We start from the raw sequence: 15,181 nt of genomic DNA, 5'->3' as shown, positions 1-15,181 counted from the left end.
TGTCTTTCCTTACAAATGAGATTAGTATAATAAAGGTATCTATAGAAGGAAAGGCGTAAGTAATAATGGATAAACGTATATATTTATTAACGATTGTCGCATTTGTTGTTGGGATGGTCGAATTAATTATAGGTGGAATACTCGATTTAGTTGCTACAGATTTAGGAATAAGTCTTGGTCAGGCTGGACTTTTGATAACTATTTTTTCTGTAGTCTTTGCAATCGGAGCTCCGGTTTTATTGGTTTTAACAGCTAAAATAGAACGAAAAAAATTAATGTTAATCGCTTTATTCGTATTTTTAATTGGAAACTTTGTGGCAATTATTAGCACCTCATTTGCCATTCTGTTTTTAAGTCGTATCATTTCTGCAGCGAGTGCGGCCTTATTAATTATCCTATGTTTAACCTTAGCAGCAAGTATTGGTGACCCAAAATACCGCGGTCGATCGATTGGCTTGGTTTCCATGGGAGTTAGTGGTTCGCTTGTATTAGGGATTCCATTTGGATTAATGCTTGGTAATGCTTTTGGCTGGCGGGCACCTTTTATTTTGATTTCAGTATTAACTCTGTTTTCCATGATAGGTGTATATTTCTTTATGGAGAAAGTTGCACCAAAGCCGCAAGTTTCTCTGGGAAAACAGCTGGCATCACTGAAAGAACGCAGAATATTTTTTGCGCATCTAACTACATTTTTATTTCTGACAGGTCATGCCGTGCTATATGCCTATTTAACTCCATATGTGAAAACAACAATGGGACTTGATGGAAACTGGGTTAGTATTATCTATTTGATCTTCGGAATTGCAGCAGTTAGTGGTGGAGGTATCGGCGGTACATTGTCCGATCGCTTTGGTTCCAAACGGACCACACTGACTACAGTAATTATTTTTGGAATTGCATTATTTGTGATTCCTTATACTACATTTCTTTTACCATTATTCCTGATTGTAATGGTATTCTGGGGTATGATGAGCTGGGCAATCACACCGGCATTGCAAAGCCATCTGATTGAAACTTCCCCTGAAACAGCAGATATTCAGCAAAGCTTAAATAACTCTGCTCTTCACTTCGGGATAGCATTCGGATCACTCATCGGTGGAACTGTGATTGAACAGGCTTCTGTTGCACAAACCCCTACAGTTGGCGGGTTTTTTGTTATTTTCGCACTGGGGACCGCATTAATATCAATGGCAAAATCAAGAAGTAGCGTGTATGTGTAGACAGATATCTTTCTAGTATGTAAATGATAAGCACTTTAGATTTTGTTATCTCAATAAAAATATCCACTAAAAACTTAGTGGATATTTTTATTAATGCTATCTTGCAATACACTATAGCATGATGTAAGATAGAGTAAATTAGAAATATAATCAGAGGTGAAGGCGTTGTCTACAACAAGTCAAATGCTCAAGGGTCTGCTGGATGGGAGTTTACTTGCACTTATTGCCAAAGGGGAAACATATGGCTATGAAATTATTGAAAAGCTACAGGAGCATAAATTTGCGGTAGTAAGTGAAGGAAGTATATATCCTGTATTAATGCGGTTGCAAAAAAACAACCTTGTTTCAACAGTGATGCGAAAATCACCCAGCGGCCCAAAGAGAAAATATTACACAATTACTGAAGATGGCATCGTTGAACTGGAACGATTCAAGGAACATTGGGATCAATTGTCTCAAGGCGTATCCTCACTTTTAGAAGAAGGAGATGGTAAGAATGCTGTCCAATAAGTCGGAACAATTTATCATTGAGCTAAGAATGTACTTAATGTCCAAAGGGAAAAATGATGCGGAAATTAATGAATTAACAGAGGAGCTTGAAGATCACCTGCAGCAGGCTGAAGCAGAGGGGAAAGTGCCTGAACATATTGTCGGGGAAAGTCCAAGGGAGTATATGAAAAGTATTGGCAAGGAAATGGGCTTTGATTTTCGTCAGATTGCCAGCCTGGCACCGATGACAGCATTGCTTATCATTGCCTACTTTAGCTTTGCACCTGCTATAGAAGGTACATTTTCTATTTCGAAAATAGGAATAGGTGTATCTATCTTTTTATGTCTGCTTTCCTTTGCAGTTTATGGATTTCTATTAGTAAATGTATTGCCAAAGCTGTTTCATTCAAAATGGTTTTACGGGGTAATAGCTGTAGCCTACACCATACTAACAGGACTATTTGTTGTAGTTATCCTATGGGAACAAAAAACAAATGCAGAGCCATTTTTCATTGCAACACCACTACAGAATAATTTGATCCTACTGGCATGTATTATGTTTTTTATTATTTTTGCTATTTATTCTAAATCATGGATTACCATACTAATTCCATTCTTCCTGTCGTGGGGTCCTGTTGCAAATCGATTCATTCCTGAAAGTGTAAACGAGGATCCAATGTTAATAACAATAACGGTAGTTTTAGTTGTATTAATTACAATTGTTGGGGGCGTCTTATTATTCCGTAAAAGGAGGGTGCAGTAGAGGAACTACCCATATGCTTAACTTTATAAGCATTACAAGCGATCATCATTGCTTTAAGTTGATCGCTTTACCTCTTTTTCTTTCAACCATCGTTTAAATTTCTGGCTCCTTCAGGACTTAACATCTTTGTTGCAATCTTATAATTACATGGGTAGCAACATTCTTCTCTTTTTTAATAATGTACGTATTCGGGCTGATATTCATAAATACACGTATTATGAAAAAATATCTATAAATACAACTTTTGCATTTCAACCCAATTCCACCTCTCTAAAATGCCATTTCCCCTTAGAGCAAAATTCAATTTCTCACCAAAGATTAGCCCTCATTTTCCAATATTAACGATTTGCTTATTTTCGAAAATTCATCAATAATGATGGAAATTACAGCGTAATCGAATATAATAGAGAAAAGAGGGTTCTTCGTGTCAAAAGTGAATGAAACGGGAAAGATTAATAATGAACATGATGTTGGATATAGATCCTTACTAAAAGCAAAACAAGTATTTGTCCAGTTACTTAAATCGTTTATCGATAAAAAGTGGGTAAAACAAATTGATGAATCAAATATTGAACTCGTAGACAAATCGTTTATTTTACGGACTTTCAGGAGGAAGAAGCCGATCTTATATATAATTTAAAACTCAAAGATCGGGAAGTTATCTTTTATACACTAATGGAATTGCAATCCACCGTGGATCATCAAATGCCCTATCGCTTATTGCTTTACATGGTTGAAGTCTGGCGCGAATTTGTAAAAAACAGTGATGAAACTAAAGTGAAGCAAAAGGACTTTCGTCTTCCTGTAATTATACCAATTGTACTGCACAATGGAGGGGGTGAATGGACGGTTCCACTGGAATTTAAACAAAAACTGAGTCAAGAAACGATGTTTGATGAGCAATTACTTAATTTTAAATATATTTTACTTGATGTTAATCGATATACTGAAGGTGAGTTACTCGGGTTATCAAATTTAATTTCTTCTGTATTTTATTTGGATCAAAAAACGAAGAAACCTGAAGAACTATACAAGAAACTGGAAGCTCTGGCTGGCACATTGCAAAAACTTACACCGAAGGAATTCACATTATTCCAGAACTGGTTTAAGCAGATTATTATCAAACGTTTCCCTAAAGCTCAGCATAGGAAAATGGAACAAACAATTGATCAAGCCAATCCAAAGGAGGTTAACCTAATGATTTCAAACCTAGGTGAAGATTTGAAGCGGTTTTATGAGGAAGCGCAGGCAAGAGGGATAGAAAGAGGAAACAAACAAAAAGCAATCAAAGTAGCTAAGCAGTTGCTATTAAAAGGAATGTCACCCGCCGATATTGCTGAAATTACAGAATTAAGCATAGAAGAAGTGGAAAAGTTAAAAGGCAATCCAAATTAACTTGGGTGCAGCATAATTATGGTATGCGTATCTCTTCAGATTGCCTTATATTCTTTTCTATCTGAAAATTAAGTCCTTATGGTGATTATCATTCACTCATCCAACCAGTCTATAGAGTAATACCTTTCTTCTAAACCATCATGATAGCCCCAACCAATTCCATCTGATTCAACAACAACTTTATACAATCGATCATTTAATTCTTTGAATAGGTTTTCGTCTTTTTCACATTCCAAAACTACTTTATCATACATAGAGTACATGCTGGTATAGAACTTTCCATCAATATCACCATAGGTATTGGTAAATTCCGTTCCAACTTCTACATAAAACAGCATCAACTCTACTGTTCTAATGTGGTCATTTGTTAGCTTTTTAAAATTGGTTACCTGCGCTTTTTGCTTTTGCCAGACGCATCTTGCCGAAGCCTCTATCAGGGAAGAATTCATCCTCTATCTCTTTCTCTGCACTCTCAAATAAATCTGCAATCGTTTCTCCTCCTAAATATTTTACAGATAAGTAATGCTGTACATCATTATTTAGCTTGTACAACTCAGATACTAATCCGATGAGTTCTTTTTGATCATATTCTTTTAAATGCTTTTTTAACTCAGTAATTTTTAGTTTTGTTACTTTTGTCATTTACTCATCCTTCTTTTCAGCTTCACTTTTCCTTTTACTTTTAACCCGTACATAATGGGTAGAATATAGTTCTTCCATATAAGGATTACCTGTTTTTGAAAAACGCAGAAGCTTTTTCGGACCTTTCCCCCATGATTTATAAGTTGTGATGGATGGTTTAAGATTTTGCTCGTTTGCAAACTTTTTTAATGCTTTCATTGTGTGATTCAGTTTTGCCAAATTCCCAACAGTGACACGTTCCAGATAAGGGATCCGCTTGAATCGCCAGTCCTCTACTTGTTTAGATGTTAGCCGCTCCATTTTGACTAAAAGATCAACAGGGCTGATGTATCCTTTTTCCTTTATTAACTCTGTTGCACGGTGCCGAACGCTTTGTTCAATTTTCTTTTTACTCATAGAACACACTTTCCACTCCTATTTACCTTTTTTAAAATTATGATTCAATGCATCTAAAACTTTTCTCAACATTATAGCACTTTAATAGCGGATACAACAGAATGAAACAGTGGTCTTTTGAATTTAAACAAGCTTGTGGCCAACAACAACACAAGCTTGTTTTATTCTTTATTAACAACATCTTCAGGGAACTGTTTGTTAATTCCATTATTTTTTTCTAAAGAGAGCGATGGATATAATTCCTGCACCAAAGCCAATTGCGCCGCCAACCTCTAGATTACCAAATAACAACCCAATACCAGCTCCCAGTAACAAACAGACAATAAATGTAAAGCCTACACTCGCATATTTCATCTCCGTCACCCCATTGTTTTGTATAATAACTAGTTTATTTATAAAAACGATTTTGGTTAATCACCTATAACAAATATATTCCAAAACATCAAAATTATTGTAAGCGTTTTAATGAATAATTCTAAAAATTCGCTATTGCCATACACGATTATTCATGATTAAATGACTATTAAACAATTACAAATAATAATGCTATAAATAAAATTTTATATGAGGTGATATTGTGGGAAACAAAGTGTCTGTTGGCCTGTTAGGTTTAGGAGTAGTAGGCTCAGGGGTAATAAAAATTATTGAAAGTCATCAGGAAAAGCTCATGCACCAGCTTGGCTGTGAAGTACAAGTGAAAAGCGTGTTAGTTCGTAATCCTGAAAAACAACGTGATGTTAATACAGACCGAACATTTCTTACCACAAATCCCGATGATGTATTAAACGATCCTGAAATTGATGTCATTGTTGAGGTAATGGGTGGAATAGATGAAGCGCGCCAGCATATTTTAAATGCCTTTAAAGCAAAAAAACATGTTGTAACGGCTAATAAAGATTTAGTGGCATTACATGGCAAAGAGCTGCAAAATGCTGCAAGCCAAAATAAATGTGATTTTTATTATGAAGCAAGTGTTGCCGGAGGAATCCCGATATTGCGGGGAATTACGGATGGACTTTCTTCAGATCGTATTCAGCAGGTAATGGGGATTGTTAATGGTACAACCAATTACATACTGACAAAAATGGATAATGAGGGAATGAGCTATGAAGATGCGTTGAAGGAAGCTCAGGAACTTGGCTTTGCTGAAGCAGATCCTACTGCGGATGTCGGGGGATTGGATGCGGCAAGAAAGATGGCTATTCTCGGACGCTTGGCATTCTCAACTGATGTAGATTTGGAGGATGTGGAAGTCTCAGGTATTAAAAACATCGCACTGGAAGATTTACAATATGGAAATCAACTTGGCTATACAATGAAACTGATCGGTAATGCCAATTTCTCCAATCAACAGCTGGAAGTAGAAGTTCAGCCTACATTGCTTTCCAAAGAACATCCTTTATCAGATGTAAAAAATGAATATAATGCAGTGTATGTATATGGTGAAGCTGTTGGTGAGACGATGTTTTACGGTCCGGGGGCAGGAAGCCTGCCAACTGCCACAGCAATTGTCTCAGATGTTGTTGCATTAATTAAAAATATGCTTTTGGGTGTAACCGGAAACCAATTTGTTGAGCCATACTTTAAAAAAGAACTAAAAACGCCTGCTGAACGTTTAGGACAATATTATGTACGGCTGCACGCCAATGATGAGCCTGGCGTATTTCAAGCGATATCATCATTATTTAATCAATTTGGAATGAGCTTTAAACACATTTTGCAAACGCCATTGGAAAAACATGGTCTTGCGGAAATAGTTCTGGTGACACATCAAACATCATTGGAAAACTTCCACAATATATTGGAAGAGCTCCCTAAACTTGATGGGGTACTTGAAATAAAAGGCCATTATAAAGTCGAAGGAGATGCTGAACAGTGAATTGGACGGGGCTAATCAAACATTATAAAGAATATTTACCTGTATCTGAAAAGACACCGGAGCTTACACTAAAAGAAGGAAATACACCACTTATCCACTTTCCCAACCTTTCTGAGCTGTTAGACATCGAGCTTTATGGAAAAGTAGAAGGGGCTAATCCAACAGGTTCCTTTAAAGACCGCGGAATGGTAATGGCCGTGGCAAAAGCAATTGAGGATGGAAGCAATTCCGTTATATGTGCTTCAACCGGGAATACTTCCGCTTCTGCTGCAGCCTATGCTGCCAAAGCCGGTATCCGTGCCATCATTGTGATTCCAAAAGGAAAGGTTGCAATGGGCAAGCTTGCACAGGCAATTATGTATGGTGCAGAGATTGTGGAGATAGACGGAAATTTCGATGAAGCTTTAAAAATGGTAAGAAAACTTAGTGAGAAAACTGCTGTGACATTAGTTAATTCAGTAAATCCATATCGTTTGGAAGGACAGAAAACAGCAGCATTTGAGGTCTGCGATCAGCTCGGAACTGCGCCTGACATTCTAGCTATTCCTGTAGGAAATGCCGGAAATATTAGTGCTTACTGGAAAGGTTTTAAAGAATATCATGAATTGAAACAAACAGGACTACCAAGAATATTTGGCTTTGAAGCAGAGGGTGCTGCCGCAATCGTGAAGGATCAAGTAATTGAACAGCCTGAAACGATCGCTACCGCTATTCGCATTGGAAATCCAGCCAGCTGGGATTTGGCAACAGCTGCCAGGGATGAATCCAATGGAGCTATTAATTCTGTAACAGATGATGAAATAGCGAATGCTTTTAAATTGTTGGCACGCAAGGAAGGTATTTTCGCAGAACCAGGGTCTTGTGCTTCCATCGCCGGACTTATTCAGCAGTGTGAAAAAGGAACCATTGAAAAAGGCAGTAAAGTAGTGGCTGTTCTTACAGGGAATGGATTAAAAGATCCGCAAACAGCTATTGACCAGCTAAGTATCAATCCTACATCACTGCCAAATGATGAAAAGGCAGTAATCGATTATGTCGAGTCCATGGTGAAGGTATGAAGGACTTTACAATTTCAGTTCCTGCAAGCACAGCAAACATAGGTCCGTGCTTTGATTCGGCAGGTGCTGCTTTAAATCTTTATTTAACATTACAGGTTTCAGAGGCTGATAATTGGGAGATTGAGCAACACTCCGAATTATTGCCGGATGAGACAAATTATGAAGAAAATTTTATTTATCAAATTGCTAAACAAACTGCTGAGCGCCATAATAAACAGCTGCCGGCATGTAAAGTTATTATAACTAGTGATATTCCACTCGCACGCGGTCTTGGCAGCAGTGCTTCCGCCGTCATAGCTGGTATTGAACTGGCAAATCAGGCATGTGAGCTTTCGCTATCTACTGAGGAAAAGTTACACTATGGAACTGAAATCGAAGGACATCCTGACAATGTCGCCCCTGCATTGCTCGGCGAAATGGTCATTTCGGTCAAGACATCTGATCATGAAATCGATTGGATTCAACTATCGGACTTAAATCTGGATGTAATTGTATATATTCCTAACATTGAACTTAAAACAGAAGAAGCAAGAAACGTGCTCCCAGCGAATTACTCCAGGGATTCGGCTACTACTGCAAGTAGCATCAGCAATATTCTGATTGCTTCTCTTTTAAAAGGGGATTATAACTTAGCAGGAAAAATGATGGAAAAGGATTTATTTCATGAACCTTACAGGGCAAATCTTATCCCAAATTATAAGAACATAAAAAAAGAAGCCAAAAGTTTCGGTGCGTATGGAACAGTTATCAGCGGAGCGGGGCCAACAATGATTTCCTTCGTTCCTAAAGGAGAAGGACAAGCCATTGCTGAACATATGAAAACAGTATATAAAGATTATCAGGTTAATATGTTAGAGGTTGATCGTGTTGGTGTTCAAGTTACACAATCGTTGAAAAGAGCTGCGGAGTAATCTGCAGCTCTTTTTTATTGTTTTTTTAAATGTCCGATCTTATTTGGATAGATACGCTTTAGTTATAGTGTTTGTTGTTAAGTGGAATCGCGCGTGCGGAGGCAGTAGATGCACGACTTTAATTTAATCTAATTTTATTTACCCTAATTTCTTCACAACCAATACCTTCAAATAATTGCCCTGTGGAAAATCACGATCCACCTGAAAGTCTGTTGGCAGCGAAAACTCTTCCAGTATTTTATATTTTACATTCATCTCACTGAATGCCTCTTTTATAAACTTTTTAAATTTCTTCATACCAAATGTCGCATTATTCGTTGAAGCTATAATGACACCATCGTTCTCTGTGATTTCAATCGTATCTTTGATAAGTGAAGGATAGTCTTTTGCTGTACTGAATGTTCGTTTCTTGGAACGCGCAAAACTTGGTGGATCCAAAACAACTAAATCAAATTTCAAATTTTTTCGCTTCGCATATTTAAAATAATCAAAGACATCCATCACAATAATATCCTGTTGGTCAAAATCAATTCCGTTCACACTGAACTGCTCAATCGTTTTACTCCTGCTGCGTTTTGCCAGATCGACACTCGTTGTCTTCTCAGCTCCACCAAGAGCAGCTGCTATGGAAAAAGCGCCGGTATATGAAAAAGTATTTAGCACATTTTTATCCTTTGCATACCGATCACGTATTGCTTTCCTTACATCGCGCTGATCTAGGAAAACCCCAACCATTGCACCATCATTCAAATAAACTGCAAAAGTCATGCCATTTTCCTTAACAATTATCGGGAATTCCCCGCGCACTCCTTTTACAAAATCATCATCATCAATATATTTACCCTTCGTATCAAACCGCTTTTTCTCATAAATTGTTTGATAATCCCCGAGCTCATCAAGTACTCTGATTACCTGTTCCTTAAACGTATAAATTCCTTCACTATACCAGCTGATTACATAATATCCGTCAAAATAGTCAATTGTCAGGCCACCAATGCCATCACCTTCCCCATTAAAAACGCGAAATGCATTGGTCTTTTCATCCTTATAATAAGATTGTCGTTTATTTATTGCTGTGAGTATTTTTGTTTTGAAAAAGGTAAAATCAATTTTCTCTCCCTGCTTCTGAGTTAACACCCAGCCCAGGCCCTTGTTCTGTTTTCCATAATAGCCTTTTGCGATAAATTGGTTATTATTATCCTTCAAATGGATAATACTTCCTTCATCTGTCAGAGCGTTTGGATTAGCTAGTGAATCTTTACTGATCAACGGATACCCACTTTTATATTTTTCTATAAAATTTCCTTTTATATTCAAATCGATGACCTGCTTCATATTTTCATCCTATCTCACTTTTTCCTCATTATCGCATGCTGGCGGAAAAAGTAAAAGGATTGATTATTGTGATCGTGCTATCGTTTACCTATTAGAAATACGGCAGATCCGGATCTCCTGTATTATATTGCTTCGGGAAAAGAAACTGCTCCACATACGGGGAAGAAATATGATGAAGCAAATAGTTTGCACCTATCTCAACAAGAGCAGCTTTTGCTTCTTCGGCGGTCCGCTTTCTTGTCACGATCTCATGGAATAAGTTTATTGACAGCATATTCATTTCTTCTTTATCACAAATAGCAGTGACCTCTCCTTTTGTTCGATCCGGATAACAGCTGCCATCAAAGAAAGCAATTTCGTCAAACATATAAATTGGTGTTCGATAATCAATCGTTTGCTCCAAAAAATCCGGATGTGGAGTAGGAAAATTATGCGGTACTGCATCACGATGCACAATTGTCCGCTTCCAGTGTCCATTGTTATACCAAATCAACCTGCTTGCTGTCGCTTCTTGTGGAAATCCATATTTCTCAATAATTTTCAATGCCCCATTTTTCTGTTTCTCTGGCCAACCCGCTATAATCTGATTTACAAAATCCGGAAATTCATTATTCATACCGATACCTCCCACATGCAGTGTATGACCTGCGGGAATGGAGTGGTACTTTATAGTTTTTTCCTAAGAATCCTGAGTACATTGATAATAAAAATGCCCATAATATTTATACAGGCTGATACCAGATTCATGACACTAAATTTTTCATAAAAAATTGATCAAACGTTTGATCAAAAAATAATTAACAATTATACAGCAAAAAAACCTATGGTACAAACATATCGCACCATAGGTTAAAACATAGTTAGGAGCTACACGTTTTCAATCAATTCCAGCTTAAAGTCCCCAACTTCATTCTCTTTATATAAATTCGTGATCGATGTTGAATAATTATATATCGTTGCAGGAAATTCGAGTTCTGTCCCTGGGACCTTAATTATAAAATCATTCAAGTAAAGTAAAGTGGTAACTTCATGATAATCTTCACTTTTCACCTTAAAATCAAAGCTTACTTTAATTAGCTCTTTTCCTTCTTTCATAACTTTTTCTTCATGAAAATTTGTCACGTCGAAAATCAGATCATTTATAAGAACTTTTTGATGCATGTTAACAACACCCTCTTTGGTTTTTTTCGTATATCATTTACAAATCAGCTTAACAGTTTGAAACCTAAACCTGCTAACTATTTGTTTGTGTTAATTTTCTTCCATATTATTGACTCACCTTGTTATAATGGGATGGACTTACAAATGAATGGAGAAAAGTAATGGGGATAAATGATGTAATTGTTTTAATCGTAGTTGGTTTTCTTTGTTTAGGAGCTATAGATAAATGTTTCGGAAATAAGTTAGGTTTTGGGGAGCGATTTTCAGAGGGATTTATGGCAATGGGACCACTGACATTAGCCATGGTAGGAATAATCTCTTTGGCTCCTGTTATCGCAAAAATTATAACACCAATCATCGCTCCCGTTTATGGCTTGATTGGCGCTGACCCATCAGCTTTTGCGAATACAATACTGGCAATCGATATGGGTGGGTATTCATTGGCGCAAGAAATGTCACAGAGTTCGGAAGCAGAACTATTCTCATGGGTGTTTTTAGGAACCATGATGGGGCCAACTATCGTCTTTACAATTCCTGTGTCACTGGGGATTATTGAAAAAAAAGATCATGATTATTTTGCCAAGGGAGTTCTTCTCGGAATTATCACCATACCCATCGGCTGTATCATAGGTGGGCTAGTTGCCAATTTGAATTTATTGATGATACTTAGAAATCTATTGCCAACAATCCTGTTCTCCACCCTTATTGCAATCGGATTATGGAAAAAACCAGAAAAAATGATTTTTGGCTTTTCAATTTTCGGAAAAATAATTGAGATAGTAGCAATTATTGGTCTAACTGCCATCATTATTGAAACATTAATTGGCTTCACAGTGATTCCTAACCTGACACCATTAAGTGAGGGGATACAAATTGTTGGAATGATCGCTGTATTTCTGGCTGGTGCATTTCCAATGGTTCTGTTTATTTCCAAGGCATTTAAGAAACCATTGAATAAAATGGGCTCCTTACTTGGGATTAGTGACACTTCTACAGCAGGTTTAGTTGCCTCACTTGCACATATTATTCCAATGCTGGCTCTGTTAAAGGAAATGGACTCAAGGGGAAAAGTTATCAACGTTGCTTTCGCAGTTAGCGGGGCTTTTGTATTTGGGAGCCATTTAGGCTTTGTGGCAGGAATTAATAAAGAAGTAGTTTTTGCCTTGATTGTGGGGAAACTTGCAGGGGGAATTAGTGCAGTAGTTTTAGCCATGCTAACAATGCGGAAACCTTTAAAATCCTGAAGGTCCCCTATTAAACTATAACTAAAAATGGAGGTTGAAACGATGACTATTGACTATCAAACAAGATTACAAACTTTATTGAAAAGCTTGAATGAAAATAATATTGATGTAGGAATGATTACATCACCAGCAAACGTTTTCTACTTTACTGGTTTCAATTCTGATCCACATGAACGTTTTATGGCTTTAATTTTTGACAACCTTAACAAGGAATTCACCTTATTTGTTCCTGCATTGGACAAAGAAATAGCTGATACTGACTCATTTGTGAAAAATATTATTCCAATTTCTGATGAAGAAAATCCATTTGCAAAACTTAAAAGAGCGCTTGGTCCAAATGTGAAGCGTATCGGTTTGGAGATGAATGTAGTCAGCATGTTCCGACATAATCAATTACAATCATATTTCCCAGATGCTTCGTATGATGACATTCAGCCCGGTATCAACAGGCAACGACTTAAAAAATCCAGAAATGAAATTGTATATTTACAACAAGCTGTGGATATTATTGAGAAAGTGCTGGCTGAAGGGATTAAAAAAGTTCATGCAGGCATGACTGAAGCAGAACTAGCTGCAGAATTAGAGTACTTAATGAAGAAGTTCGGTGCGGTTGGTCCATCTTTTTCAACCATGGTTCTAGCCGGTGAAAAAGCTGCATTGCCTCATGGAACTCCTGGAGAACGCGCATTTAAAAAAGGCGACTTTTTATTAATTGATTTTGGTGTCATAACAAAAGAAGGATATTGTTCAGATATTACTAGGACTTTTATTATTGGAGAAGCGTCAGACAAGCAGAAAGAAATCTATAATATTGTGCTTCAATCTAATCAGGCTGGCATAACCGCTGTAAAGGCAGGAGTCCCACTCAAAACGTTTGATATCGAAGCAAGAAATATTATAAACCAAAATGGCTATGGGGAATATTTTAATAATCGCGTAGGGCACGGTCTTGGTATCGAAGTACATGAAGAACCATCCATCCATGAAAATAATGATCAACTAGCTGAAAAAGGTTTGCTATTTACAATCGAGCCTGGAATATACATCCCTAATTATGGCGGGGTTCGCATTGAAGATGAAGTTTATATTAATGAGGATGGTGAAGCTGAAGTATTGACTTCGTTTCCTAGGGAACTGCAAGTATTATAGAAGCTGTTAGGAATTTGAGTGAAGAAGAGTGGAAGTTGAGAGACTTTCGAGAAAAGTTGAGAGAAGAAGCGCGGAAGTTGAGAGACTTTTGTGGAAAGTTGAGAGATAAGCGGTGATTCATCAATTCTCTCTCAACTATAGGACATTATCTCTCAACTTTAAGTATTTCTCTCACAACTCCCCGCCCATGCTTGCTTCACCTAACCCATAATTCTGTACACAAGCATGTTCTGATAATCTAATACAACACCCCATCCTCCACCGAAAGATCATACATATTTTCCAAAATCATTGTCCGTAATTCAACCAATTCCTCATACTGATAGAAAAATTCCAGCTTGCTATATTTCAAATCAGCCTTGCCTTCTATTTCATTACTATGCGTCATCACAAAGAATGTAAATGCATCAGCAATATCTTCCACCGGATTTGAACCTTGGTAGCTATTGAAAAATCTCTCTTCGTTTTCATAGAAAAAGGCTTTGTAATCTTCCTCCGTCTCCCAATCTATTTGATTAAAGTCATCTTCTATATCCATCCAAAACGCCTTATAATATTGACTCAAATAGCTATCTTCATTCGGGCATCCAATATAAGGATAGTACGTAGAGCAGTTAGCTTCTGCCGCTTCAAAGGCCTCCTCGTCCTCCGACAAGAAAACTTCTTCATCAACTCTTACCTGGTCTTCACTAAGTGTGAGCACATGGCCAAACTCGTGAATAAGTGTATATTTTACACTAGGACGATATTCTCCTATATGATGTGAAAGCATTAATACGGTATCTTGCAGATTTTTCTCATCTCTGCCAACTGCATACACAAAATCTTCTCCTGTATCTGTCCAGTAGACATGTTTTAAGTCCTTTCGATACTCCTGAGGAAAGAATCCAGAGAAAATATACCAATAATCGTTGAGGATTTTCATGCCTCTTTCAGAATTTGACTCGGAATTAGTATGTGGATCAACATACGAATCATAATATTCCGTTTCATTTACATCACCCAGCTCATCCTTAGCATTTACTGTCAAATAAAGAACATCTTTCCAATGATCCTGTTCCCTTTGAAATGGGAAAAAGAATTCTTGTTTTGCAGTATCCATAAACCAAACAAGGTATTTAGAATTAATTTCCTGGAAACAATCTCCACGCTCCAGGGTTTCTTCTATGGATTTACATTGAATACCCTCCTCTTCATATTCCGGCAGTTTGTTAAAAGGGTCTATTTCGTTTTCCTCTCTTACAACGTCTTGTTTATCTTCAGTCTCTTCTTTTTGGGTAAATTCATTATCCTTTCCAACATTTGTTTCCTTTGTTTCTTTCGAGTTTACAGAAAATAAAAAGAGGCCAAGTAGCATACATCCTATTAAGATAAAAGGGATTTTTTTCTTCATTAATCTCTCCACCTACTTATGAATGGTTAATACTATGTACGTTATAAGCGATTTATAAGTTTCAGAATAATCCAAAGGAATTACTGATTAAGATAACCAGTAATGCTGTAGATAGACTTGACCCCCTTTTAAAAGCCTACCGTATG

At 37.1% G+C, this 15,181-nt stretch carries 18 protein-coding genes; 10 read left to right on the top strand and 8 right to left on the bottom strand.

Annotation, left to right across the window (positions count from 1 at the left end):
* The first annotated feature begins 65 nt into the window (after positions 1-65).
* The 5 genes from CIL05_RS05100 (at position 66) to CIL05_RS05080 (ending at position 3,867) form a co-directional block, all read left to right on the top strand.
* Positions 66-1,220 carry an MFS transporter gene (locus tag CIL05_RS05100; protein WP_095654447.1) on the top strand — a complete coding sequence of 385 codons (1,155 nt, stop codon included), beginning with the start codon at positions 66-68 and terminating at the stop codon, positions 1,218-1,220.
* A gap of 183 nt (positions 1,221-1,403) precedes the next feature.
* Complete coding sequence (locus CIL05_RS05095; protein ID WP_206207751.1) at positions 1,404-1,730, top strand: PadR family transcriptional regulator; 327 nt, start codon at positions 1,404-1,406, stop codon at positions 1,728-1,730.
* Positions 1,717-2,472, top strand: a complete 756-nt coding sequence (locus CIL05_RS05090; RefSeq protein ID WP_095654445.1) for a DUF1129 family protein — start codon at positions 1,717-1,719, stop codon at positions 2,470-2,472. Before CIL05_RS05095 ends, CIL05_RS05090 begins: the two co-directional genes overlap by 14 nt.
* A gap of 424 nt (positions 2,473-2,896) precedes the next feature.
* Positions 2,897-3,112 (top strand): hypothetical protein, encoded by a 216-nt coding sequence (locus CIL05_RS05085; RefSeq protein ID WP_095654444.1) that lies wholly within the window; start codon positions 2,897-2,899, stop codon positions 3,110-3,112.
* Positions 3,058-3,867, top strand: a complete 810-nt coding sequence (locus CIL05_RS05080) for an Rpn family recombination-promoting nuclease/putative transposase (protein WP_095654443.1) — start codon at positions 3,058-3,060, stop codon at positions 3,865-3,867. Before CIL05_RS05085 ends, CIL05_RS05080 begins: the two co-directional genes overlap by 55 nt.
* 92 nt (positions 3,868-3,959) lie before the next feature.
* Here CIL05_RS05080 and CIL05_RS22570 read toward each other — a convergent pair whose 3' ends face one another.
* From CIL05_RS22570 to CIL05_RS22060, 4 genes are all read right to left on the bottom strand, one after another.
* Positions 3,960-4,205, bottom strand: a complete 246-nt coding sequence (locus tag CIL05_RS22570) for a hypothetical protein (protein ID WP_240510122.1) — start codon at positions 4,203-4,205, stop codon at positions 3,960-3,962.
* A gap of 37 nt (positions 4,206-4,242) precedes the next feature.
* Positions 4,243-4,509, bottom strand: a complete 267-nt coding sequence (locus tag CIL05_RS22565) for a hypothetical protein (protein ID WP_240510121.1) — start codon at positions 4,507-4,509, stop codon at positions 4,243-4,245.
* On the bottom strand, positions 4,510-4,905 hold the full coding sequence (locus CIL05_RS05070; protein WP_095654442.1) for a hypothetical protein: 396 nt from the start codon (positions 4,903-4,905) through the stop codon (positions 4,510-4,512).
* 207 nt (positions 4,906-5,112) lie between these two features.
* A complete protein-coding gene (locus tag CIL05_RS22060; protein ID WP_165769044.1) occupies positions 5,113-5,259 on the bottom strand; it encodes a hypothetical protein in 147 nt (48 codons plus the stop codon).
* A gap of 223 nt (positions 5,260-5,482) precedes the next feature.
* Between CIL05_RS22060 and CIL05_RS05065 the strand changes: the two genes are divergently transcribed.
* The 3 genes from CIL05_RS05065 to thrB are packed head-to-tail and all read left to right on the top strand — an operon-like array spanning position 5,483 to position 8,753.
* Positions 5,483-6,784: a homoserine dehydrogenase gene (locus CIL05_RS05065; RefSeq protein WP_095654441.1), complete on the top strand. Its 1,302-nt coding sequence runs from the start codon at positions 5,483-5,485 to the stop codon at positions 6,782-6,784.
* A complete protein-coding gene (gene thrC / locus CIL05_RS05060) occupies positions 6,781-7,842 on the top strand; it encodes a threonine synthase (protein WP_095654440.1) in 1,062 nt (353 codons plus the stop codon). Before CIL05_RS05065 ends, thrC begins: the two co-directional genes overlap by 4 nt.
* Positions 7,839-8,753: a homoserine kinase gene (gene thrB / locus CIL05_RS05055; RefSeq protein WP_095654439.1), complete on the top strand. Its 915-nt coding sequence runs from the start codon at positions 7,839-7,841 to the stop codon at positions 8,751-8,753. The genes thrC and thrB overlap by 4 nt, the downstream gene beginning before the upstream one ends.
* A 138-nt stretch (positions 8,754-8,891) precedes the next feature.
* On the opposite strand, the gene CIL05_RS05050 is transcribed toward thrB, so the two are convergent.
* The 3 genes from CIL05_RS05050 to CIL05_RS05040 all read right to left on the bottom strand — a co-directional run bounded on the left by CIL05_RS05050 (position 8,892) and on the right by CIL05_RS05040 (position 11,249).
* Complete coding sequence (locus CIL05_RS05050) at positions 8,892-10,088, bottom strand: class I SAM-dependent rRNA methyltransferase (RefSeq protein WP_095654438.1); 1,197 nt, start codon at positions 10,086-10,088, stop codon at positions 8,892-8,894.
* Between the two features lie 91 nt (positions 10,089-10,179).
* The gene (locus CIL05_RS05045) at positions 10,180-10,704 is read right to left on the bottom strand and encodes a hypothetical protein (RefSeq protein WP_095654437.1); all 525 of its coding nucleotides are present in this window, start codon (positions 10,702-10,704) and stop codon (positions 10,180-10,182) included.
* A gap of 251 nt (positions 10,705-10,955) precedes the next feature.
* Positions 10,956-11,249 carry a DUF3219 family protein gene (locus tag CIL05_RS05040; protein WP_095654436.1) on the bottom strand — a complete coding sequence of 98 codons (294 nt, stop codon included), beginning with the start codon at positions 11,247-11,249 and terminating at the stop codon, positions 10,956-10,958.
* Between the two features lie 161 nt (positions 11,250-11,410).
* Between CIL05_RS05040 and eutH the strand changes: the two genes are divergently transcribed.
* Together eutH and CIL05_RS05030 are read left to right on the top strand one after the other, a co-directional pair.
* Complete coding sequence (gene eutH / locus CIL05_RS05035; RefSeq protein ID WP_095654435.1) at positions 11,411-12,493, top strand: ethanolamine utilization protein EutH; 1,083 nt, start codon at positions 11,411-11,413, stop codon at positions 12,491-12,493.
* A 42-nt stretch (positions 12,494-12,535) separates the two neighbouring features.
* The gene (locus tag CIL05_RS05030; protein WP_095654434.1) at positions 12,536-13,642 is read left to right on the top strand and encodes a M24 family metallopeptidase; all 1,107 of its coding nucleotides are present in this window, start codon (positions 12,536-12,538) and stop codon (positions 13,640-13,642) included.
* Positions 13,643-13,880: 238 nt separating this feature from the next.
* On the opposite strand, the gene CIL05_RS05025 is transcribed toward CIL05_RS05030, so the two are convergent.
* A complete protein-coding gene (locus CIL05_RS05025; protein ID WP_095654433.1) occupies positions 13,881-15,035 on the bottom strand; it encodes a hypothetical protein in 1,155 nt (384 codons plus the stop codon).
* Positions 15,036-15,181 lie beyond the last annotated feature (146 nt).

This window comes from Virgibacillus profundi (genome assembly GCF_002287375.1).
GTDB lineage: Bacteria > Bacillota > Bacilli > Bacillales > Amphibacillaceae > Virgibacillus_K > Virgibacillus_K profundi.
Note: the sequence above shows the minus strand (reverse complement) of the source record. Positions and strands in the feature narration are given on the sequence as shown.